Source organism: Citrobacter sp. GW821-FHT07H02 (genome assembly GCF_059418505.1).
This window is the reverse complement of sequence record NZ_JBWKPZ010000006.1, coordinates 60,427-84,251: the sequence shown is the minus strand read 5'-3', so window position 1 is coordinate 84,251 and position 23,825 is coordinate 60,427. Positions and strand designations below refer to the sequence as shown.

Here is a 23,825-nt window from a genome sequence, read left to right as displayed (position 1 = left end):
CATGAGCTTTAATACTATCATTGACTGGAATTCCTGTAGCCCTGAGCAGCAGCGTGATTTGCTGATGCGCCCGGCCATTTCCGCTTCTGACAGCATTACCCGTATCGTTGCGGATATTCTGGACAACGTGAAATCACGCGGTGACGACGCCCTTCGGGAATACAGCGCCAAATTTGACAAAACGAACGTCGGCGCAATGAAAGTCACTGCCGATGAGATCGCCGCAGCCAGCGACAGACTAAGCGACGAACTCAAACAGGCCATGGCGGTTGCGGTAAAAAATATTGAGACGTTCCACACCGCGCAAAAACTGCCAACGGTGGATGTGGAAACCCTGCCAGGCGTACGCTGCCAACAGGTGACCCGCCCGGTGAGCTCTGTCGGCCTGTATATCCCCGGCGGCTCCGCCCCACTCTTCTCGACGGTATTGATGCTTGCCACACCAGCACGCATTGCTGGCTGCAAAAAAGTGGTGCTTTGCTCACCTCCGCCAATTGCCGACGAAATTCTCTACGCGGCAAAGCTGTGCGGCGTACAGGAGGTCTTCAACGTTGGCGGTGCGCAGGCGATTGCCGCGCTGGCCTTCGGCAGCGAATCTGTCCCTAAAGTGGATAAAATCTTTGGTCCCGGTAATGCCTTTGTCACCGAGGCTAAACGTCAGGTCAGCCAACGTCTCGACGGTGCGGCCATCGATATGCCTGCGGGACCGTCAGAGGTACTGGTGATTGCCGACAGCGGCGCGACGCCAGATTTCGTTGCCTCCGACCTGCTCTCCCAGGCGGAACATGGCCCTGACTCGCAGGTGATTCTGTTAACGCCAGATGCCGATCTCGCCCGTCGGGTCGCTGACGCCGTTGAACGCCAGTTAGCCGAACTGCCGCGCGCGGAAACGGCGCGTCAGGCGCTGAGCGCCAGTCGACTGATTGTGATGAACGATTTGGCACAATGTGTGGCCATTTCTAACCTGTACGGCCCGGAGCACCTGATCATTCAAACCCGCAATGCGCGCGAACTGGTCGATGAAATCACCAGCGCAGGCTCCGTATTCCTGGGCGACTGGTCACCGGAATCCGCTGGCGACTACGCGTCCGGCACCAACCACGTGTTGCCGACCTATGGCTACACGGCGACCTGTTCCAGCCTTGGGCTGGCTGATTTCCAGAAACGTATGACCGTGCAGGAACTATCACGAGAAGGTTTCTCCGCCCTGGCCTCTACCATCGAGACGCTGGCGGCAGCCGAACGCCTGAGCGCCCATAAAAATGCCGTTACCCTGCGTGTTAACGCCCTGAAGGAGCAAGCATGAGCACCGAAAACACCCTCAGCGTCACCGACTTAGCCCGTGAAAACGTCCGCAAACTGATACCGTACCAGTCGGCACGCCGTCTGGGTGGTAACGGCGATGTCTGGCTGAACGCCAATGAATTTCCCACGGCGGTCAATTTTCAGCTTACCCAGCAGACGCTCAATCGTTACCCGGAATGTCAGCCAAAAGCGGTCATTGCCAACTATGCCCAGTATGCGGGGGTGAAGCCAGAGCAGGTACTGGTCAGCCGTGGCGCAGATGAAGGTATCGAATTACTGGTCCGCGCGTTTTGTGAGCCGGGCAAAGATGCGATTCTTTACTGCCCACCCACCTACGGTATGTATAGCGTCAGCGCTGAAACGATCGGCGTGGAGTGCCGTACCGTGCCTACGCTTGAAAACTGGCAGCTGGATATGCAGGGCATTTCGGACAAGCTTGAAGGCGTGAAAGTGGTGTACGTCTGTAGTCCGAACAACCCGACCGGGCAGTTGATCAACCCGCAGGATCTGCGGACATTGCTGGAGCTGACCCGCGGAAAAGCCATTGTAGTTGCCGATGAGGCGTATATTGAGTTTTGCCCGCAGGCAACGCTTGCTGGCTGGCTCGATGAATACCCCAACCTGGTTATCTTACGGACACTGTCTAAAGCGTTTGCCCTTGCCGGATTACGCTGCGGGTTTACGCTGGCCAGCGAAGAGGTCATCACTCTGCTACTGAAAGTCATCGCCCCCTATCCGCTCTCCACACCGGTTGCCGACATCGCCGCCCAGGCCTTAAGTCCGCAGGGCATTACCACGATGCGCGAGCGCGTGGCGCAGATCCTGGTCGAGCGTCAGTATCTGGTCAATGCTCTGAAAGAGATAGCCTGCGTAGAACAGGTCTTCGACTCCGAAACCAACTACGTTCTGGCGCGGTTCGCCGCCTCCAGCAGCGTGTTTAAATCGTTGTGGGATCAGGGCATTATCTTACGGGATCAGAATAAACAACCTTCTTTAAGCGGCTGTCTGCGGGTAACTGTGGGAACCCGCGAAGAAAGCCAGCGCGTCATCGACGCCTTACGTGCGGAGCAAGTATGAGCCAGAAGTATCTTTTTATTGACCGTGATGGAACCCTGATTTCTGAACCGCCGAGTGATTTTCAGGTCGATCGCTTCGACAAACTGGCGTTTGAGCCTGACGTTGTCCCCGTTCTGCTAAAGCTGCAAAAAGCAGGCTTTAAACTGGTGATGATAACCAACCAGGATGGGCTGGGAACACAGAGCTTCCCGCAGGCGGATTTTGAGGGTCCGCACAACCTGATGATGCAGATTTTTACCTCTCAGGGCGTGCTGTTTGATGAAGTTCTGATCTGCCCACACCTGCCCGCGGATGCGTGCGACTGCCGTAAACCGAAGGTCAAACTGGTTGAACACTATCTGGCCGAACAGGCAATCGACAGCGTTAACAGCTATGTCATTGGCGATCGTGTCACTGATATCCAGTTGGCTGAAAACATGGGGATCACCGGCCTACGCTACCACCGCGAAAATCTGAACTGGGCGATGATTGGCGAACAGCTGACGAAACGCGACCGTTACGCCCACGTTGAGCGCAACACCAAAGAGACGCAGATTGACGTCAAGGTGTGGCTCGACCGCGAAGGCAGCAGCAAGATCAACACGGGCGTCGGCTTCTTTGACCACATGCTGGATCAAATCGCCACCCACGGCGGCTTTCGTATGGAGATTGCCGTTAAGGGCGACCTCTACATCGACGATCACCACACGGTCGAAGATACCGGTCTGGCGCTGGGCGAAGCGTTAAAACTGGCGCTGGGCGACAAGCGCGGCATCAACCGTTTTGGTTTTGTTCTGCCGATGGACGAATGCCTGGCGCGCTGCGCGCTGGACATCTCCGGGCGTCCGCACCTGGAATACCGCGCCGAGTTTACCTACCAGCGTGTCGGCGATCTGAGCACCGAGATGATTGAGCACTTCTTCCGCTCGCTCTCCTACACCATGGGCGTGACGTTGCACCTGAAAACCAAAGGCAAAAACGATCACCACCGCGTGGAAAGCCTGTTTAAAGCGTTTGGTCGTACGCTGCGTCAGGCGATTCGCGTGGAGGGTGACACGCTTCCTTCCTCGAAAGGAGTGCTGTGATGAACGTGGTGATCCTCGACACAGGCTGCGCCAACCTGAACTCGGTGAAATCCGCCGTGGTGCGCCACGGATACGATCCGGTGGTCAGTCGCGACCCTGATATTGTTCTGCGGGCAGACAAATTGTTTCTGCCGGGTGTGGGTACCGCGCAAGCGGCGATGGACCAGTTGCGCCAGCGAGAACTGATTGAGCTTATCAAAGCCTGTACGCAACCGGTGTTGGGTATTTGCTTAGGCATGCAGCTTCTGGGTCGCCGCAGCGAAGAAACCCGCGGTGTCGACCTGCTGGGCATTATCGACCAGGACGTCCCTAAAATGACCGACTTTGGTCTGCCGTTACCGCATATGGGCTGGAACCGCGTCTACCCACAGGCCGGGAATCGTCTGTTCCAGGGCATTGAAGACGGCGCGTATTTTTACTTCGTGCACAGCTACGCGATGCCGGTGAACCCGTGGACCATCGCTCAGTGTCATTACGGCGAACCGTTCACTGCCGCCGTGCAAAAAGATAATTTCTTTGGCGTGCAATTCCACCCGGAACGTTCGGGTGCCGCTGGCGCACAGTTGCTGAAAAACTTCCTGGAGATGTGATGATTATTCCAGCATTAGATTTAATCGACGGCACCGTGGTACGTCTCCATCAGGGCGATTACGCCCAACAGCGCGATTACGGAAGCGATCCCCTGCCCCGTTTGCAGGATTACGCGGCCCAGGGAGCAGAAGTGCTGCATCTGGTCGATCTGACCGGCGCAAAAGATCCGGCAAAAAGACAAATTCCGCTGATTAAAGCCCTGGTGGCCGGCGTTAACGTGCCTGTACAGGTTGGCGGCGGCGTACGCAGCGAAGACGACGTGGCGGCATTGCTTGAAGCTGGCGTCGCGCGCGTGGTGGTCGGCTCCACGGCGGTAAAATCCCCTGACGTAGTTAAACGTTGGTTCAAACGCTTTGGTGCCGACGCACTGGTGCTGGCGCTGGATGTGCGCATTGACGATCAGGGCAATAAGCAGGTGGCCGTCAGCGGTTGGCAGGAAAACTCCGGCGTCTCTTTGGAACAGCTGGTCGAAATGTATCTGCCGGTCGGCCTGAAGCATGTGCTGTGCACCGATATTTCTCGCGACGGTACGCTGGCAGGCTCCAACGTCTCATTGTATGAGGAAGTGTGCGCCAAATACCCGCAGGTGGCATTTCAGTCCTCTGGCGGGATTGGCGACATCAATGACGTTGCCGCGCTTCGCGGAACCGGCGTACGCGGCGTTATCGTCGGGCGCGCGTTGCTGGAAGGAAAATTTACCGTTAAGGAGGCTATCCAATGCTGGCAAAACGCATAATCCCTTGCCTGGACGTTCGTGATGGTCAGGTCGTCAAAGGCGTACAATTTCGCAACCATGAAATCATCGGCGACATCGTGCCCCTTGCGAAGCGCTATGCCGAAGAAGGTGCAGATGAGCTGGTGTTCTACGATATCACCGCCTCCAGCGATGGCCGTGTCGTCGACAAGAGTTGGGTCTCCCGCGTAGCGGAAGTCATCGACATTCCGTTCTGCGTGGCGGGTGGGATTAAGTCGGCAGAAGACGCCGCGAAAATTCTCTCCTTCGGTGCGGATAAAATATCCATCAACTCTCCGGCGCTCGCCGACCCGGAGCTGATCACCCGCCTGGCCGATCGCTTTGGCGTGCAGTGTATCGTGGTAGGAATTGACACATGGTTTGACGCTGAAACCGGCAAATACCACGTTAACCAGTATACCGGCGATGAGAGCCGTACCCGCGTCACCCAATGGGAAACCCTCGACTGGGTTCAGGAAGTACAAAAACGCGGTGCCGGCGAAATCGTCCTCAATATGATGAATCAGGACGGTGTGCGTAATGGTTACGATCTGGTGCAGCTTAAGAAAGTGCGTGAGGTTTGCCGCGTACCGCTGATCGCCTCTGGCGGTGCAGGCACCATGGAACACTTCCTGGAAGCCTTCCGCGATACCGATGTTGACGGCGCGCTTGCCGCTTCCGTCTTTCACAAACAGATCATTAATATTGGTGAATTAAAAACGTACCTGGCAACCCAGGGCGTGGAGATCAGGATATGTTAACAGAGCAACAGCGCAACCAACTGGACTGGGAAAAAACCGACGGACTGATACCTGTCGTTGTACAGCATGCGGTATCCGGTGAAGTGTTGATGCTGGGATATATGAACCCGCAAGCGCTGGATAAAACGATAGAAAGCGGCAAAGTCACCTTCTTCTCACGCACCAAACAGCGTCTGTGGACCAAAGGTGAAACATCCGGTCACTTCCTCAACGTGGTCAGCATTGCACCGGATTGCGATAACGACACCCTGCTGGTGCTGGTCAATCCGGTTGGGCCAACCTGCCACAAAGGCAGCAGCAGTTGTTTTGGCGAAACCAGCCACCAGTGGTTGTTCCTCTACCAGCTTGAACAACTGCTGGCTGAGCGTAAGACTGCCGACCCGGCAAGCTCCTACACCGCGAAGCTTTACGCCAGTGGTACCAAGCGCATCGCGCAAAAAGTCGGTGAAGAAGGCGTCGAAACGGCGCTGGCCGCAACGGTTCACGATCGTGCTGAACTGACTAATGAAACGTCAGATTTGATGTACCACCTGCTGGTACTGCTACAGGATCAGGATCTCGACCTGACGACAGTCATTGAGAATTTACGTCAGCGGCATCAATAGATTCAGAAAGTAAAAAACCGGGCAATGCCCGGTTTTTTGTCGGTCGGATAAGCGCAACGCCATCCGATGTAGAGATAAACTATTGTGCTTTTGGCTTATAGTTACGCAGCGCATTACGCCCCAGAACCACACCCGCACCAATCATTCCACCCAGCAACACGGCCAACACCAGCGTAATCGCTTTTTTCGGGCTGTCGCGACGAATCGGCAGCGTCGGTTTCATCACATAGCGATAGGCATGAATTGCGGAAGTGTCTACCTTCAGCTTTTCAATATCCAGCAGGTTCTGCTTCGTCTGATAATAGTTTGCTGAAAAGACCAGCGGGCGTGTCGCTTCATGCTCAATCATTGACTTCAGCGCATCACTGCCCAGCAGGAACAGGGTGTCTTGTGTGACATCCTGAGTCTGTTGGATTTGCGGTTTGGCGATATTAGCCTGAGTCGCAAACTTGAGCGCTTCCTGAATTTGCTGAATACGTAACTCTTTTTGCTCCTGAGACACCACTTCCAGTGTCTTCAGCGAGTCCTGAAGCGTCGTTGTCTGCAATTTAATATTATCTTTCAGGTCAGCATCCAGCTCTTTCGCGACCTTCTCATCAACCTGCTGGATATACTCCGCCAGTTGACGTTGGGCACCTTCGGCAGAATCACTCACATAAGAGACAACCAGTGGCAACGATTGACCTTTTACCGACGGCTCAATGGTCAGTTTTTCAGGTTTTTCTTGGTTTTCCAAAGTTTCTGCCAATGCTGAAAAAGTCGTGTTAAAACGACCGATAAATCCGGTCTGAATTTCACTGACTTTAGGTGCGTTATTACCATACAACACGTTCATCGCATTGTTATAACTGGCAATTTGCCCCACTTCGGGTTGAGTCACAATCGCTGTCGACGTCCATTTCTCCTTCGCTACGGCCAGATAACCCGCAGCCAGCGCAATAGCAGCAATCACACAAACGATGATTGTTACCTTCCCGCGCCACAATTGCATCACTAAGTCAATTAAATCAATTTGTTCCGGATCGTTACTGCGCCCAGCGAGGTTGTGATTATCCACTCTTATCAATATCCTAACGAGAAAAAGGCTTAAGCTCGAAATAGTGTAGTCATAAACATCGTGAAAGCCATAGGATAATTGATAAAAATTACATATTATTTGAATGTCTTTGATAGGTAATCAGGGCTGTTTTAGCCCTGATTAAATTGAGTTAATCGCTGCCGAAAAGATCTCGGGTATACACTTTGTCTGCGACATCCTGAAGTTCAGTTGCCATGCGATTAGAAATAATCACATCAGCTTCCTGCTTAAAAGTGGTTAAGTTTCGCTCAAGTCGGGAGTTGAAAAATGCGTCTTCCTGCATGACCGGTTCGTAAATAATGACGTCAACCCCTTTGGCCTTGATGCGCTTCATGATCCCCTGAATAGAGGATGCCCGGAAATTGTCGGAACCACTCTTCATTATCAGTCGATAAATACCCACCACCTTCGGTTTCCTTGCCAGGATCGCCTCAGCGATAAAATCTTTACGTGTGCGGTTGGCATCCACAATGGCAGAAATAATATTGTTTGGCACCGACTGGTAATTCGCCAAAAGTTGTTTGGTATCTTTCGGCAAGCAATAGCCACCATAACCAAATGATGGATTGTTGTAATGGTTGCCAATCCGAGGGTCCAGGCACACCCCTTCAATAATCTGCCGCGTGTTAAGGCCTAAACTTTCTGCATAACTGTCGAGCTCATTAAAGTAAGCCACACGCATAGCCAGATAGGTATTGGCGAACAGCTTAATTGCCTCTGCTTCGGTAGAATCGGTAAAAAGCGTGGAGATATCCTGTTTAATCGCCCCTTCCTGTAACAACGCGGCAAATCGTTCTGCACGTTCTGAGCGTTCACCGATCACAATCCGTGAGGGATGCAGGTTATCGTAGAGAGCTTTACCTTCGCGCAGGAATTCGGGAGAGAAAATGATATTTTGAGTATTAAATTTTTTAGACATTGCCGCCGTAAAACCAACAGGTACTGTTGATTTAATAACCATTACTGCATCCGGGTTAATGTCTAAGACATCCTGGATAACAGACTCTACACTGGATGTATTAAAATAGTTGGTTTTTGGATCATAATCGGTCGGCGTGGCAATAATGACATAATCAGCATTTTGGTAGGCATATTTTTTATTCAGCGTAGATTCGAATTGAATATCAGCAGACTGCAAAAATTGTTGAATTTCTTTATCAACAATAGGAGATATCCGATCATTTAGCATTTCAACACGTGAAGGGATAATGTCTAGTGCGATTACCTGATGATGCTGGGCGATAAGTAGACCATTAGACAGGCCAACATATCCGGTACCAGAAATGGTGATATTCATTTCATACTCTCAGAATTAACTTAATATATTAATCACGATGTTTGACACCCTGATAAGATTTAAAAGTTTTAACGCCTGAGTGAATATTGTGTCAATGAAGGCGAAAACATTTCGGATTTTCTTTATCAGAATAAACGATATTTATTAAGTTAGTATTAAGGAGTGAAAAGAAATCAATCAGATTAAAGACAAAAAAAAGCCCGGTTATAAACCGGGCTCACGCATACATAGTTTCAGTATTATTCCAGCCATTCGGTATGGAAAACACCTTCTTTATCAGTGCGTTTATACGTATGCGCACCAAAGTAGTCACGCTGAGCCTGGATCAGGTTAGCAGGCAAAACAGCGGCACGATAGCTGTCGTAGTAGGCAACAGCTGCGGAGAAGGTCGGAACAGGAATACCGTTCTGAACCGCATAAGCTACGACGTCACGCAGCGCTTGCTGGTATTCATCAGCAATATTTTTGAAGTATGGAGCCAGCAGCAGGTTTGCAATGTCCGCATTCTCTGCATAGGCATCAGTGATCTTCTGCAGGAACTGGGCACGAATGATACAACCTGCGCGGAAGATTTTCGCAATCTCACCGTAATTCAGATCCCAGTTGTATTCGTCAGAGGCAGCACGCAGCTGAGAGAAGCCCTGAGCGTAGGAAACGATTTTACCCAAATACAGTGCACGACGAACTTTCTCGATAAATTCCGCTTTCTCACCAGCCAGTTGCGCTTTCGGTCCTGTCAGAACCTTAGACGCCGCCACACGCTGATCTTTCAGCGAGGAGATGTAACGTGCAAATACGGACTCGGTGATCAGAGACAGCGGTTCGCCGAGGTCGAGAGAGCTCTGGCTGGTCCATTTGCCGGTACCTTTGTTAGCCGCTTCGTCGAGGATCACATCGACCAGGTATTTACCTTCTTCATCTTTTTTGGTGAAGATGTCTTTCGTAATGTCGATCAGGTAGCTGCTGAGCTCACCATTGTTCCACTCGGTAAAGGTGCTCGCCAGTTCTTCATTGCTGAGGTTCAGACCGCCTTTCAGCAGGGAATAGGCTTCAGCGATCAGCTGCATGTCGCCATATTCAATGCCGTTATGCACCATCTTCACATAATGACCCGCACCATCAGCACCGATATAAGTTACACAAGGCTCACCATCTTCAGCAATGGCTGCGATCTTTGTCAGAATCGGTGCAACCAGTTCGTAGGCTTCTTTCTGACCACCTGGCATGATAGAAGGCCCTTTCAGCGCGCCTTCCTCACCACCGGAAACACCAGTACCGATGAAGTTGAAACCTTCGGCAGAAAGTTCGCGGTTACGACGAATGGTGTCCTGGAAGAAGGTGTTGCCACCATCAATGATGATGTCGCCCTTATCCAGATACGGCTTCAGTGAATCGATAGCGGCATCGGTACCCGCGCCGGCTTTCACCATTAACAGGATACGACGAGGCGTTTCAAGGGATTCAACAAACTCTTTCACCGTGTAGTAAGGCGCCAGTTTCTTGCCTGGGTTCTCGGCAATTACTTCTTCGGTCTTTTCACGGGAGCGGTTGAAAACGGAGACGGTATAACCACGGCTTTCGATGTTGAGCGCCAGGTTGCGCCCCATCACTGCCATACCGACGACGCCGATCTGCTGCTTAGACATTACATACTCCTGTCAGGTGTGGTGGCTGTTTCAGATAAACAGTCAAAGTGAACACTCAAATAGTAACGCAGATATTAATAAAAGTGGATAACCATTTATGCCCTGAATTGAACCGCAAATTGACGGTTCTGCACAGGTAGTTGAGTGACGACAGAGTATCCACATTAAGTACGCTTGTATTTTTTTCTGGCGTTTTTATATACAACTGACATCAATCGTTCGGGCATGAGATGAAAGAAAAGACGTGAAATAATTAAAAAAACATTCTTTGCTGTCACCCTGCGAAGTTTAAACATGTAGGCCAGTCTAATTTTTATTTCACTTAAAGCTTTTTTAACTCCATGCCGACGCTTCAATGTATTTTGGTTCAATCTATAATCCAGCAGAACCTCATTTATATTTGAAAAAACATATCCCATAGAAAGTAATTCAAACCATAGGGCCATATCTTCAGTAAGATTAGTAGAGGTCGGATAGCGAACCCCTGATTCAAAAACCCTGCGACGGAACATTACAGTCGGATGGATAAAAGGACATCTGGAAATACTGAAATCTAAAAGATCTGCGTGATTCTCAGGCAAATGTTTTTCATCTAAAGCAAAATCAGCGCCAAACTCATGACAAGAAGTACCACACACATCGACGTGTTCATGCAACTTCATAAACTGAACTTGGGTACTTAGTCTGGAAGGTCTTGAAATATCATCAGAATCCATACGAGCAATAAATTCATATTCAGACCCAAGCAATGCTTTATCTATTAAAGTATTTAGTGCAACAGCCAGTCCTAAGTTTTTATCACTATTTATAGTGACAACATTGCGAGCACAACTGTACTTATTCAAAAATGAATCCACATCGGAACTTAATGCACCATCTTTAAATATAAAAATGCTGAAATTCTCATAATCCTGACTAGCGATGCTAAATACAGCTTTCTCTACATTTTCAAGCGTATCCGACTTATAGACGCTCATGATTACAGCAACAGCAGGTATTTGCCGTACACACATAATAAAAATCCACAAAATGAGTTATGCTAAATTTACCAAGCGTTTGATGTTGTTATAATGCTCCAGACAATTCCCTGTCGATTTGATATTGAATTTATTCAAATACTCTAGGCTGTAACCCTCAAAAGAATTATCACTAATACAAGTCAAAAAATCCGAAAAGCTATTAACGTAATTCCCAACGGCAATTTGAGAGTATGGTTTAGAAAACCCAACCATATTATCGTAGCGTTCTAAGTCATACGGAACAAAAATAACCGATTTACCTGTAACAAGAAAATCAATGAAAATACTTGAGTAATCAGTTAACAATAAGTCAAAAAAAGACAGATGCGGCGTGATATCACTTAATATATTTGAGTTCAGCGGGATAATCCTGCGAACATGCTCAATACCAGCAGGTAAATGAAATTTATAATACGGATGTTCGCGCGTAAAAATAAAAACATTATTTTCTTCTAAATAGTTATTAAGTGTTGAAGCATCAAAATCATGAAATGGAAAAAATCTTGTAGTAGCATAATTTCGCCATGTTGGGCAGTAGAGTATTTTTTTTGCACTGATGAATTGGCTCTCACTCACCACATCCAAACATAACCGTTCTATAATTTTTTTCTCTCTCTCCCCCCCCCATAAAATAGAATCATTTCTAGGTTGCCCAAGTTTCATATAACTGATTTTGTTATTCTTATTGAATGCCTTGTATAATACATCTTGGAAGAAATCTGAATAGCATGTCACATGAGTAAATACTCGTAGCTTTGAATAGCGGTTAATCCTTTTTAACAATGGTATCTTATTTTCAGCCATGCCTATATTTTTGAGAGGAACTCCATGTCCAAGGTGGTAGACAATTCTGTTCTTCTTCTTAAAGACACTAGTGAGTGGAGTCTCTATGGTAGAACAAATCCATGTTTTTGCACTTAAGATCAAAACTTTATTCTTAATGTTTTTTCCGGATATAACATTTTTGACGCCAGACTCTAAAAGTGATTTCCGCTTGAAATTATCATTAACAACAAAATAACATTGTATTTCATCATCCTGAATCTCAGTCATATATTCATATAGAAATCTAGAATTAAAATTGAAGTTATTATTCCCAGTGGAATTGAATATGAATATTTTTTTATTTAACTTCGAAAAATACAAAAAAAAATGAAGAGCGTTATCTACCAAAATATGTAATAAAGCATTGAGCAAGTTCATTTCATGACCTTTGTTTCCAATAAATACCTTATAGCACTGGGTATAAAATAGAATCGACCAGAACACAAAAGCATGGCCATTTTAATGACCTTCCTTAGTGATTTAGATTTTATTGCATACAGCATGAAAATAAGGTGCCAGCTTTTCTCAACCTTAAAGAGATGAATATCTTTATGATTTTCTGAATAACAACGTAACATTACATCCAATGCCGTCGAATAATACTCCGGGCTTCTTTTCCTACTAACGCTATTATTATCTATTTGATTGTAAATATAGCCTGGTTCTGTGACTATCGCAAACTTAGGATTTAGTTTGAAGAATCGACGCCAGAAAATTAATGCGTCCCCCCATTTGGAATTGACATCGAATCCACCGGCCTGAAGAAAGAGTGTCTTTTTGAACACATATGGATTATGCCCCGCATAATTTAATGGAGAGGAAAGCATAAATTTATAAAAGTCGACGTCGCTACTAATTTGTTTGTTATCGGCAATAATGTCGCTATCACTCTTTCTTATAAGAATATTTTTAGTACAAATAAAATCAGGTTCTTTCTCAAGAAGGACAAAAATGTTTCTCAGAGTATTTTCTGAAAAATAAATATCGTCGCTATCTAAAAATGTGACATATTCATAGTTAGCTTCATGCACCCCCTTATTCTTTGCTGCAGCTGCCCCCTGATTCTCTTGATAGAAATATTTTACATTTTTGCCGAGATATTTTTTAATCTTGTCAGCAGATTGGTCTGTGGAGCCATCGTCTATTATTACAATTTCGTATTCTGAAAAGTTTTGTGAAAGGCAACTTTCAATCGCGGCTTCGACCGTATTCTGTCGATTAAAAACAGTAATAATGATACTTATCATGTATTATTCTCAGTTTTTCTACTTAATTATTTCGGAAGCAGCATTAGTTAAAGTTTAAATCAAAAAATTACTATACTCTTCACCTTTTCATTCAACCAGTTGCTTCTCTATTTTATTGAGCACGGCGATTATTGCTCCCAATAAAGAGCGATAGGCTTTTCAATATGTAAATGACAAGCAGACTCCAAAGGAACATAAAGTACGACGTGAACCAGCCATGCATCGCCAATAATATTGTAATCCATACACAATATGGCCAGATATTTTCGCTGGTCATTTTTTTAAGTAATAATACCAGCACGATAAACGAAGAGATCAGAAACATTATATATAATACAGATAGTAAAGGGCTCACTAAGAGCCACGTCAAGATCCCAACATGTATATTTCCAGGAATTTTATGAAGAATATTTTCAGCAGCATACTGAGTTATAGTTATACTATCCTGGTATCCAAAAAGATTAACTAATTGTTTTTTGGCCGGGTTTTCAAAATAGAACGGAACAAATTCTTTCTTTTCCATCCCATCTCTTATGATGTTAATATCATTGACAACACTATATGTCTCTGAAATATGCTGAAATCTAGAAAATGCAGCGTTAATTAATTCATTATACATCTCACCACTATAATATGCGCTGACCCCTGTAGATTCAATGTTTTCAGCCCCTCTAGTAACATATTTAATGTAATATATTCCAGGAGCCATGATCATAAACATGATAATACTTATGAGGACATATTTAAATTTTACCCCACGATCTTTAAATATCTTGACAGCCAGAATAAATGCAATATTTACTAAGGCGCCAGCAAACCAACCTCTATAAATATTAGAGAGCAAATATAAAACAACATTTACTTTGCTGGTTTTTTTAGATATACAAAAGTATGCCAAAAATAAATAGTCCGCATTAAAGAAGGTGAATATGTACTTTAATGGGTTATCAACCGATACATTATAGAAGTCATCAGATAACCGACCTACGCCGGTATAGTAACTGTATGCCAAAAAAGATACTTGTATACACATCACAAATATCGAAAGTAGCTTATTGTTAGTTATAATGGTGCTCTTTACACCTACATATGAGTGCACCAAGCGAAGAGTTAGCAAAAATATAACCATTAAAATAATTTCAGCAGCATATACCGATGCATACACATCATAATCATTAATGATCGTATTTTTAAAATCCCCCCCCAGTGAACCATAAACGCCATAATAGGCACCAAGTATTATGTTTGCAAGTAGGTAAATAGAAATAAATATAGTGGCGAGAGATAATCTCATATCACCTCAATAGAATTTTAAATTTTTTAGTAAAATAAAAAATGAATGATGATAGTATTAATTTCAAAAATATTTTTTTCTTAGCCGATATGAAATTTTGTGAAATCAACATTTCTCTAGCAACTTGCTGAGCTAGTTTTTTTTGATTAGTCAAAATGTAAAGCTTAACTAACTGAAACTTTATGCCAGCCATTTTATATTCGATATTATCTTTTAAATGTAAATAATCAAGCTCGACAAGTTTCAGGCAATCGATAAAATTTTGATAATGTTTTATTTTCTTATAGTAGACATCATCAGATTTTTTACTCTGTGACATTGACCAGGATGTAGGCGATAAATATCGATAAACTGACATATATTTATCTAACGACGCAATTTTATTTTCCGCAGCATATATCTCGATATAAATATCACCAATCGTGGCATCACCAAACCAAACAGGTAATCTTTTAAGTGCTGTAGCCCGGACAAAATAGGAAGCTGTTGGAGCAAATTGCCATGATGCCTTAAGTATATCGGCTTGTGTTAAGACTGTCTTTTCCTGTAGGGGCCATTTCTCTTCAGTTAATTTCCCATCAGAGTGCAAATAAAATGCAGGATGAACAAAGAAATCTATATTTGGGTGAAGGGAAGCATGTTCTAATTGTATTTTTAACTTATTCTCATCACACCAATAATCATCCCCTTCGCACAGTGCGATAAACTCCCCTGTACAATTATTGAGAACCTCTAGTATGTTTTTATTAGCTCCTAAATTCTTAGCCGCTTTTAACAATTTAAATTCAACGTTTGGCCTTGAAAACTTATCAATGAAATTCTGACAGCGCTCGTATGTTGAATCAGTACTGAGGTCATCTCTAATAACTATTTCCAGAAAAAAATCACCTTTCTGGATTGCGATACTTTCAATGCATTCCGTAATATAATCTTCTTGATTATATGAAATAACACATACAGATATTTTTATCATGTTATATAGACTTCACAATTTCTATAATTTCTGTGGTCGAGATTGAAGGAGTACGCGGTAAGTAAATCACTTCACAAACATCAGAGACCCAATCGAAACGCCCCAACCAATCATCCCCCATGATGAGGATATCAGCATTATAAGTTGTGATATATTCTTTTTTCAGTTCCAGTGATTGTTCAAGGAATACTTGATCAACGAATTTTAGAGACGAGATGATTTTCATTCGTTCTTTTTCATTATAGATTGGATAACGCCCTTTTTTGCTAAAGTTCAGCTCATCTGAGGAAACACCTACAATAAGTTCATCCCCATATGCTCTGGCTCTTTCCAAAATATTAACATGGCCAACATGAAAAACATCGAAGGTACCAAATGTTATAACTTTCTTCATTAACATTTCACTCGCTAATTTTTTTTGAGTTTTCGAATTGTATTTGCAATTTTTCTATTTCTCGTAAACGCTTCGAAATTGCTTTTGCTGGTACACCAGCAATTTTTATAAATTCCGGAAACGAATCTTTTACCAAAGATAACGCCCCTACTGCACAACCTTTTTGCAGATCAACACCAGGCAAAATAACGCTACCACAACCAATAATGACATGCTCACCTATTACAGTTGGTTTTTTAATGACGTTAGTATATTTTTCAGGCACCATCGGATTCGTCATGAAGCTACCTGAAAAATCATCCGAACTGGAGTAAATAGTAACTCTAGATGATATATTACTATAGTTTCTCAAAGTTATTTTCTCCGCTCCGATTAAAGAGGAGTAAACAGCTATGTGGACATGATTCCCAATAACAATCCCCCCCTTTCCAGCAGACAAAACGCAAAAATCATCGATCCGAACGTTATTTCCTATATGAATATTCTCGGCACCATAAAATGATACCTTATCTGATATATATACATTTTCACCACAAGAGGCAAATCCAAGCTGTGCTATTTCCCCTGCGTTTAATAGGGCCATATTAACCTCGAATGCGATTGATTATGAGAGTTAATTCATCCTCAGTTAGATCTACAAATATCGGCAGGCAAAGAACTTTATCGGATGTTGTATTTGCGAAAGGTAAATTCTCACAAGAAGCAGATTCAATACCGCGATACATGGGCATATTGCTAATTAGTGGATAAAAGTACTTTCTGGAAAGAATGCCATTGTTTTTTAACTCTTCGTATAGTTCGTCACGAGTTAGCCTAAATTCTTTCTCGATAAGAACTGGAAAATATGAATAGTTACTGTTGGCATACTCTGATGCCTTTGGCACTGTGATACCTTTAATAGTACTTAATTCTTCTCTGTATATTGAGTCAATTTTCTTACGCTGTTCTATTGCGGTAGAGATATGTTTCAACTGTACTAAACCAAACGCTGCATTAATTTCGCTCATTTTTCCATTGATACCTGGAGCGGTAACAGTGAGTTCATCCGCGATACCAAAATTTTTTAGACGATCAATACGTTGTTTAGTTTTTGCATCTTGGCAAATTATCGCTCCACCTTCAAATGTATTGAACACTTTTGTGGCATGAAAACTCAATACAGACATATCTCCATAGCGTAATATGCTACGGTCTTTATAATTAACGCCAAAGGCATGTGCCGCGTCATAAATAACACGTAACCCGTAGTTATCAGCAATCATCTGAATCGCCTCCACATCACATGGGCTTGAATAGCAGTGAACTGGCATGATTGCAGTGGTGTTCGGTGTTATTGCTGCTTCAATTTTTTTAGGGTCGATATTAAATGTATTAGGATCAATATCGACGAATACTGGTTTTAATCCATTCCACAAAATTGAATGACTTGTCGCCACAAAGGAATATGGTGTTGTAATGACTTCGCCATTAATTCGTAATGCCTGAAGTGCCGTAATAAGTGCAATTGTAGCATTATTGAATAAGGATATATGTTCGACATCTAAATATTCGCAGAGTTCTTCCTCTAACTGTTGATGAAATGGCCCATTATTTGTTAGCCATTTATTATCCCATATTTTTTCCAAGTATGGCACAAATTCATCTAATTCTGGTAGAAATGGTTGCGTAACAGGTATTTTTTTCATTAAAAAATCTCTATTTTCTAATAGATAACACCAAGCTCACAATTTTCCGTTGTGTCAAAAACACAAGTGCAAAATAAATAGTCGGTGCTTCTACTAACATTATGACAATTTGATAAAAATTGTTTGCAGTAAAATATATTGCACATCCCCATGCAATGAAGCATGAAAAAATAGCAGTTAACCATATAGGAGAAATTTCCACTAGCTGTTTCCATATTCCTAATGTTGTTATTTTTGCAGTATAAATAATATTTATGAACAGGGATAAATATGAGTGGATTAAAAGTCCAATGCACATAGCCATGATGCCATATCGCATCGTTACGGCCACAATAATAACTCCAAGAATTTTTTTTATAATTTCGACTTTTAAAAATAAATCACTTCGCCCCTTAACCTGGAGTATATTAAGATTGATAGCGTGTATAGGGTAAATCATATACGCCAATGACAAAATAGCGATAAACTTGGCGGCCTCACTCCATTGCTCACCTAATAACAAAGTAATGGATGGTTTTGCTATTATCGCGATACCAGCCATAATGGGAAAAATGAATAGCGAAGCGACTTTCATTGTCAGAAGATAGTATTCTTCCATTTTATTAATATCATGCTGCATATGACAAAACATTGGGTACGTTACCCTTTGAATAATGCTTGTCATAGTCATCGCAGGTATACTAGATATTTGATTTGCCTGTGTATACTGACCAACAAAAAATGCGCTAAACTTTTTACCAATGATTATTTGGTATATATTATTGTATACAGTATCTAAAATCCCAGAAATCAATAATCTTCCACCGAATCCAAATAGATAATTAAAGGATTTACGATCGAATTTTGCAGGAGGAATCCACTTTATAATAACGTTAATAAAGATAGCATTACATATTGCAATAACCAAAGTTTGTCCAACCAGGGCCCAAACACCAAATTTATTGTATGCCAGCACTAACGCAACACATCCGCCAATCACTACTGAGGTAATTGATGATTTAGCCAGTGCTTTAAAATTCATCTCTACGGTTAAAATAGTTCTTGGTACTACGCAAAAACTATTTACTACTAAGCTTATGCCAATGACTCTTGTTAATAATTCGAGCTCAGGCTGTTCGTAAAACTTAGCAATATAGGGGGCGCAGGCATACAAAAGAAAATAAAAAGCGACAGAAACACTAACATTAAAATATAATGCCGTAGAATAATCGACATCGGTTCTATCTACTTTTCTTATCAGAGCAGAACTAAAACCACTATCAACAAGAACTTGCCCAATCGCAATAAATATTGCCACCATACCGATTAGGCCAAATGCCTTCGGCCCAAGAAGCTTTGCCAGTATAAGTATTAATATAAATTGAATGCCTTGCGAAAATATTCTCTCGAAGGCACTCCATTTTAACCCATTAACCGTTTTGCTTTTCAAATCAGACACAATATCTTACTTTATCAGTTGAGATAAATACTGACCATATCCATTTTTGGACATTAATTTTGCCAGTTTAAGCAAATCATTTTTTGTTAGCCAGCCGTTGTTATACGATATCTCCTCAAGACACGCGACTTTGAATCCCTGGCGAACCTCAATAGTTTCAACGAACTGTGAAGCCTGAAGTAAGCTCTCATGTGTTCCTGTATCCAGCCAAGCAAATCCACGGCCTAGCATTTCAACCACTAGATCACCCGATTCTAAATACATCTGGTTGATAGATGTTATTTCGAGTTCGCCCCGCTCAGATGGTTTCACCTTTTTTGCATATTCTACAACTTTGTTTGTGTAGAAATACAACCCCGTAACAGCGTAGTTGCTCTTAGGCTTATGTGGTTTTTCTTCTATAGAAAGAACATTTCTGTTTTCATCAAATTCAACAACCCCAAATCGCTCTGGATCTTTTACCTGGTATCCAAAAACTGTAGCTTTATTGTTGGCTCGAGAAACCGCGCCAAGAAGTTTTGGTGAAAAGCCTTGCCCGTAAAAAATATTATCACCAAGGACAAGACATACCGAATCTTCCCCAATAAAGTTCTCCCCTATGATAAAAGCCTGAGCAAGACCATCAGGCGATGGTTGAGTTGCATATTGCAGATTAATGCCTAACTGCGATCCATCTTTAAGTAGTCGTTTGAAGCCTTCTTCGTCTTCAGGAGTTGTTATAATTAAGATATCCCTAATACCCGCAAGCATCAAAACGGAAAGAGGGTAGTAGATCATCGGTTTATCATAGATAGGAAGGAGTTGCTTAGAGACTCCCATCGTGATTGGATACAACCGTGTACCAGAACCGCCTGCTAAGATTATCCCTTTCATTTTACTAACCCCAAACGTTCGCGTTGATAGCTTCCGTCCTGAACGCGTTTACACCATTCAAGATGATTTAAATACCACATAATTGTTTTACGGATACCCGACTCAAACGTCTCTTCTGGTTTCCAGCCTAATTCGCGACTAATTTTGTCCGCATCAATAGCATAACGACGATCATGACCTGGTCTGTCGGCAACATAGGTGATTTGTTCACGATAGGACGCTGCCTTCGGTACTATTTCATCCAGCAGGTCGCAGATGGTATGTACAACATCAAGGTTTTTCTTCTCATTGTGCCCCCCGATATTATAGGTCTCCCCTGCTTTACCTTCAGTCACCACGGTATAGAGCGCGCGGGCGTGATCTTCTACATACAGCCAGTCACGAATCTGATCACCTTTGCCATAAATCGGAAGAGATTTACCTTCCAGGGCGTTTAATATGACTAACGGAATCAATTTTTCCGGAAAATGATAAGGACCATAATTATTTGAGCAATTAGTGACAACAGTCGGCAGGCCATAGGTTCTCATCCACGCACGAACCAAATGATCGCTGGAGGCTTTCGATGCAGAATAAGGACTGCTTGGCGCGTAGGCCGTCGTTTCCGTAAACAGTGGAAGTTTCTCATTGTGAGCTAACTCATCCGAGTGCGGAAGATCGCCATACACCTCATCAGTAGATATATGATGAAAACGGAAAGCCGCTTTTTTCTCACTGGTTAATGAAGACCAATATTTTCTCGCGGCTTCCAATAATGTATAGGTACCCACGATATTCGTTTCAATAAATGCAGCCGGGCCTGTAATAGAGCGGTCAACATGACTTTCTGCAGCCAAATGCATTACGGCGTCGGGCTGATGCTCCGCAAATATACGCTCCATCTTAACTGAGTCGCAAATATCCGCATGTTCAAAAAAATAACGCTCACTATCTGAAACATCAATAAGTGATTCGAGATTACCGGCATAGGTCAACTTATCAATATTAACGACGGTATCCTGCGTATTTTTAATTATATGACGAACAACGGCAGATCCAATGAAACCTGCGCCACCAGTAACAAGTATTTTCACGTTTTATTCCGAATTGCATTTGTAGATCCGCATTCAATTTGCTGACCCAGGATTAAATTGCGAGGTATTTATGCACGCTACCGCCCCTGGCTTAACAGCTACCAGCGCACTGCGTACATTCAAAATGATGTTTATAAGCCGCGCCGTTTCAGGCATAGCTCTCAAAAACTTAAACACTAATTGTCTTACCAAACGCTTTCGGAAACAAGGAAAATTCAACAAATTCCCGATGATTTTTTACCATCTAACTCATTGATTTTACTTTGTTTTCATAAAGCAAAACGGCAGAAACATCCATTTGGCATAAGTAGCATTACCCTGGATATTCTCTGCCGTTATCATTTTTTACTGTCAACAACGCACAAAAGATCGACGCGTTTTATTCGCTCAGCAACTTCTCAATGCTCTTACGGAACTTCGGCCCTTCCTTCAGGTTGCGCAGTCCATACTTCACAAATGCCTGCATATAACCCATTTTTTTACCGCAGTCGTAGCTGTCACCCGTCATCAGCATTGCGTCAACAGACTGTTTTTTCGCCAGTTCTGCAATGGCGTCTGTCAACTGGATGCGACCCCAGGCACCTCGTTCAGTTTTTTCGAGTTCCGCCCAGATATCCGCAGAGAGGACATAGCGACCCACAGCCATCAGATCAGAGTCGAGCGTTTGCGGCTGATCCGGTTTTTCGATGAACTCGACGATGCGACTCACTTTACCTTCATTATCCAGTGCTTCTTTCGTCTGGATAACAGAATACTCTGAAAGGTCGCCTCTCATGCGCTTCGCCAGTACTTGACTACGACCGGTTTCATTGAAGCGGGCCACCATGGCAGCAAGGTTATAACGCAGTGGGTCAGCGCTGGCGTTATCGATAATAATGTCAGGTAATACAACGACAAACGGGTTATCACCGATAACCGGGCGTGCGCACAAAATGGAATGACCCAAACCGAGAGGTTGAGCCTGGCGCACGTTCATGATCGTCACGCCCGGAGGGCAGATGGACTGAACTTCCGCCAGCAGCTGGCGTTTTACACGCTGCTCGAGGAGAGATTCTAGTTCGTAGGAAGTGTCGAAGTGGTTTTCGACCGCGTTTTTGGACGCGTGAGTGACCAGGAGGATTTCTTTGATCCCAGCAGCCACAATCTCGTCGACAATGTACTGAATCATAGGTTTGTCGACAATCGGCAGCATCTCTTTGGGGATTGCCTTGGTGGCAGGCAACATGTGCATACCCAGACCCGCTACCGGAATAACTGCTTTCAAATTAATCATTATTTCATCCACCTGTAAAATGGTTGCTGAATTATAGCTCTTTGACATGTTTTAGCCAGCATGAATTACATAGCGGCTCTGTTGAAGATGTTACGCCGCTTATCCAGAGAATGCAGTAGCCATAATCTGAAGAATAGAGATGTGTTTTCAGGAATGTACATAAAACTACCGCGCCTTCTCCGGCAATCTGAAATTGATATCCTCAACATTGACGACCTGATGATCGACGCTGTCGATATCTACCGAACTCTGTCCCTTCTCATTCACCGCATGCACGTTGGCCAGAGACAACAGCGTATCCTGTTTGGCCATAAACTTCCCTCTCACGTCTTTGCGTAGGTCAAAGTGCATTTTCAGCGCCGGCCCGGTGGTGGACGCCTGCATCACATTGATATTACGTAAAAAAAGATGCTGCGGCTTATTATGCAGTTCCAGCGTCGCCCGCTTCATCTCAATGTTAGTGAGCGCCACAAACGAGGTCGTGTTTCCGGAAGAGATTTGGATGCCGCGTAACTTCCAGGCAAGATGAGTATTATCGAGATGAATATCATTCAATTTGAAATTTTGCGGGATGGATAAATATCGACCTTTAACCACACCGTAGCCAATTAGCATTCCAGCACTATTCACCATGTGAATATTATCGATCACAAAATTATCACAACCATATATTGCCACCGTGGCATTATCTATCCCTGCTTTCTTACTGAAATCCGGTGTGATATTCCGGGCCTTCACATTGCGAATGATAAAGTGCTTGCCATTCTCAACATGAACCAGTTGCCGACAATCAGAGCCGGTGATGTTTGCCACCACAAAGTTTTTCACCGTTTGCTCTTCCGGATAGCGATTGTCGTAGGTGCTTCCCGCTAACCCAATGCCGATCCCCCAGTTAATCTTGCCGTTAGTACAGTTGATACGTTCAATGACATGATCCGAAATCAGAATATTGCGATCGTTAATCGCTACATTCCATTCAATCGCATCGCCCTGTAGGTCACTGAAGCGGCAATGGGTGATCCGCGCACCGTCGACCTGGTTATGGAATCCCTGGCGCAGAATGGCATAGTTCGCCTGAGTCACCGTGATGTCATCAATGATCAGATTGCGCATAATCCGCGGTTTTTTGCCGCCGATATAGATCTGGGTTACCGGGGCAAAACCGCTCATGGCAATCCCTTTGATCACGCAGTCCGAACCGCGCACATCCAGCGTGATGTTATGCAGGCTACCGCCCCCCTCCCCTGTGACCTGGCAGCCGTCCTGTAGTACAAACCGGCCTCTGCCGTTGCCGCTTAGCCGACCAAGCACGTGCAGTGTTTTACCGGCAGGGATGAAAATCCCCGTATTGATGTTTTTGCAGACCACTCCGGCAGGCACCACGACAGTTTGCGCGTCATCGAACGCGCGTCTGAACGAAGCGACCCAGTCCTGCGGATTGTACGCCTGGATATTGACGGTCTTTCGGGGTTCAACGGCGCGGGCGAGCGAAGTATGGAGAATGGGGAGTGCGGCAAGGACGGAGCCTGCCGTCAGAAAGGTACGTCGGGAGAGTGTCTTCTCTGGCATACAAC

Annotated in this window: 23 protein-coding genes; 7 read left to right on the top strand and 16 right to left on the bottom strand. The window is 44.3% G+C overall.

Translation table 11 applies throughout. From position 1 onward, the window contains the following. Position 1: 1 nt before the first annotated feature. Genes hisD through hisIE form a run of 7 tightly spaced genes read left to right on the top strand, consistent with a single transcriptional unit; the run spans position 2 to position 6,136 of the window. A complete protein-coding gene (hisD, locus tag AC07NP_RS09375; protein ID WP_494660283.1) occupies positions 2-1,306 on the top strand; it encodes a histidinol dehydrogenase in 1,305 nt (434 codons plus the stop codon). Further along, positions 1,303-2,382 (top strand): histidinol-phosphate transaminase, encoded by a 1,080-nt coding sequence (gene hisC / locus AC07NP_RS09370; protein WP_494660282.1) that lies wholly within the window; start codon positions 1,303-1,305, stop codon positions 2,380-2,382. The genes hisD and hisC overlap by 4 nt, the downstream gene beginning before the upstream one ends. After that, entirely contained in the window at positions 2,379-3,446 is a 1,068-nt protein-coding gene (hisB, locus tag AC07NP_RS09365; RefSeq protein WP_494660281.1) for a bifunctional histidinol-phosphatase/imidazoleglycerol-phosphate dehydratase HisB, read from the top strand. The genes hisC and hisB overlap by 4 nt, the downstream gene beginning before the upstream one ends. After that, entirely contained in the window at positions 3,446-4,036 is a 591-nt protein-coding gene (hisH, locus tag AC07NP_RS09360) for an imidazole glycerol phosphate synthase subunit HisH (RefSeq protein ID WP_494660280.1), read from the top strand. Before hisB ends, hisH begins: the two co-directional genes overlap by 1 nt. Then, positions 4,036-4,773 (top strand): 1-(5-phosphoribosyl)-5-[(5-phosphoribosylamino)methylideneamino]imidazole-4-carboxamide isomerase, encoded by a 738-nt coding sequence (gene hisA, locus AC07NP_RS09355; protein ID WP_494660279.1) that lies wholly within the window; start codon positions 4,036-4,038, stop codon positions 4,771-4,773. The genes hisH and hisA overlap by 1 nt, the downstream gene beginning before the upstream one ends. Beyond that, positions 4,755-5,531, top strand: a complete 777-nt coding sequence (hisF, locus tag AC07NP_RS09350) for an imidazole glycerol phosphate synthase subunit HisF (RefSeq protein ID WP_494660278.1) — start codon at positions 4,755-4,757, stop codon at positions 5,529-5,531. Before hisA ends, hisF begins: the two co-directional genes overlap by 19 nt. Next, on the top strand, positions 5,525-6,136 hold the full coding sequence (gene hisIE, locus AC07NP_RS09345; RefSeq protein ID WP_494660277.1) for a bifunctional phosphoribosyl-AMP cyclohydrolase/phosphoribosyl-ATP diphosphatase HisIE: 612 nt from the start codon (positions 5,525-5,527) through the stop codon (positions 6,134-6,136). Before hisF ends, hisIE begins: the two co-directional genes overlap by 7 nt. A 79-nt stretch (positions 6,137-6,215) precedes the next feature. Here hisIE and wzzB read toward each other — a convergent pair whose 3' ends face one another. The 16 genes from wzzB to wcaM form a co-directional block, all read right to left on the bottom strand. Further along, positions 6,216-7,199, bottom strand: coding sequence for an LPS O-antigen chain length determinant protein WzzB (gene wzzB / locus AC07NP_RS09340; RefSeq protein WP_494660352.1), 984 nt, complete (start codon positions 7,197-7,199; stop codon positions 6,216-6,218). 145 nt (positions 7,200-7,344) lie between these two features. After that, positions 7,345-8,511, bottom strand: coding sequence for a UDP-glucose 6-dehydrogenase (gene ugd / locus AC07NP_RS09335; RefSeq protein WP_494660276.1), 1,167 nt, complete (start codon positions 8,509-8,511; stop codon positions 7,345-7,347). A gap of 239 nt (positions 8,512-8,750) precedes the next feature. After that, complete coding sequence (gnd, locus tag AC07NP_RS09330) at positions 8,751-10,157, bottom strand: NADP-dependent phosphogluconate dehydrogenase (protein ID WP_494660275.1); 1,407 nt, start codon at positions 10,155-10,157, stop codon at positions 8,751-8,753. Positions 10,158-10,321: 164 nt separating this feature from the next. Then, positions 10,322-11,170: a glycosyltransferase gene (locus AC07NP_RS09325; protein ID WP_494660274.1), complete on the bottom strand. Its 849-nt coding sequence runs from the start codon at positions 11,168-11,170 to the stop codon at positions 10,322-10,324. Between the two features lie 21 nt (positions 11,171-11,191). Then, positions 11,192-12,379, bottom strand: a complete 1,188-nt coding sequence (locus AC07NP_RS09320; protein ID WP_494660273.1) for a CDP-glycerol glycerophosphotransferase family protein — start codon at positions 12,377-12,379, stop codon at positions 11,192-11,194. Then, on the bottom strand, positions 12,376-13,248 hold the full coding sequence (locus AC07NP_RS09315; protein ID WP_494660272.1) for a glycosyltransferase family A protein: 873 nt from the start codon (positions 13,246-13,248) through the stop codon (positions 12,376-12,378). The genes AC07NP_RS09320 and AC07NP_RS09315 overlap by 4 nt, the downstream gene beginning before the upstream one ends. 112 nt (positions 13,249-13,360) lie before the next feature. Further along, positions 13,361-14,542 (bottom strand): oligosaccharide repeat unit polymerase, encoded by a 1,182-nt coding sequence (gene wzy / locus AC07NP_RS09310; RefSeq protein ID WP_494660271.1) that lies wholly within the window; start codon positions 14,540-14,542, stop codon positions 13,361-13,363. 1 nt (position 14,543) lies between these two features. After that, positions 14,544-15,515, bottom strand: coding sequence for a glycosyltransferase (locus AC07NP_RS09305; protein WP_494660270.1), 972 nt, complete (start codon positions 15,513-15,515; stop codon positions 14,544-14,546). A gap of 1 nt (position 15,516) precedes the next feature. Beyond that, on the bottom strand, positions 15,517-15,909 hold the full coding sequence (locus AC07NP_RS09300) for an FAD synthase family protein (RefSeq protein ID WP_301698410.1): 393 nt from the start codon (positions 15,907-15,909) through the stop codon (positions 15,517-15,519). A gap of 7 nt (positions 15,910-15,916) precedes the next feature. After that, on the bottom strand, positions 15,917-16,492 hold the full coding sequence (locus AC07NP_RS09295) for an acyltransferase (protein WP_494660269.1): 576 nt from the start codon (positions 16,490-16,492) through the stop codon (positions 15,917-15,919). 1 nt (position 16,493) lies between these two features. Then, positions 16,494-17,594, bottom strand: coding sequence for a dTDP-4-amino-4,6-dideoxy-D-glucose aminotransferase VioA (gene vioA / locus AC07NP_RS09290; RefSeq protein ID WP_494660268.1), 1,101 nt, complete (start codon positions 17,592-17,594; stop codon positions 16,494-16,496). A gap of 10 nt (positions 17,595-17,604) precedes the next feature. Continuing rightward, positions 17,605-19,032: a lipopolysaccharide biosynthesis protein gene (locus tag AC07NP_RS09285; protein WP_494660267.1), complete on the bottom strand. Its 1,428-nt coding sequence runs from the start codon at positions 19,030-19,032 to the stop codon at positions 17,605-17,607. Positions 19,033-19,038: 6 nt separating this feature from the next. After that, positions 19,039-19,905: a glucose-1-phosphate thymidylyltransferase RfbA gene (gene rfbA / locus AC07NP_RS09280; RefSeq protein ID WP_494660266.1), complete on the bottom strand. Its 867-nt coding sequence runs from the start codon at positions 19,903-19,905 to the stop codon at positions 19,039-19,041. Continuing rightward, complete coding sequence (gene rfbB / locus AC07NP_RS09275; RefSeq protein WP_494660265.1) at positions 19,902-20,978, bottom strand: dTDP-glucose 4,6-dehydratase; 1,077 nt, start codon at positions 20,976-20,978, stop codon at positions 19,902-19,904. Before rfbB ends, rfbA begins: the two co-directional genes overlap by 4 nt. 379 nt (positions 20,979-21,357) lie before the next feature. Beyond that, on the bottom strand, positions 21,358-22,251 hold the full coding sequence (gene galF / locus AC07NP_RS09270; protein WP_203360729.1) for a GalU regulator GalF: 894 nt from the start codon (positions 22,249-22,251) through the stop codon (positions 21,358-21,360). Positions 22,252-22,416: 165 nt separating this feature from the next. After that, the gene (gene wcaM / locus AC07NP_RS09265) at positions 22,417-23,820 is read right to left on the bottom strand and encodes a colanic acid biosynthesis protein WcaM (RefSeq protein ID WP_494660264.1); all 1,404 of its coding nucleotides are present in this window, start codon (positions 23,818-23,820) and stop codon (positions 22,417-22,419) included. Positions 23,821-23,825: the final 5 nt, after the last annotated feature.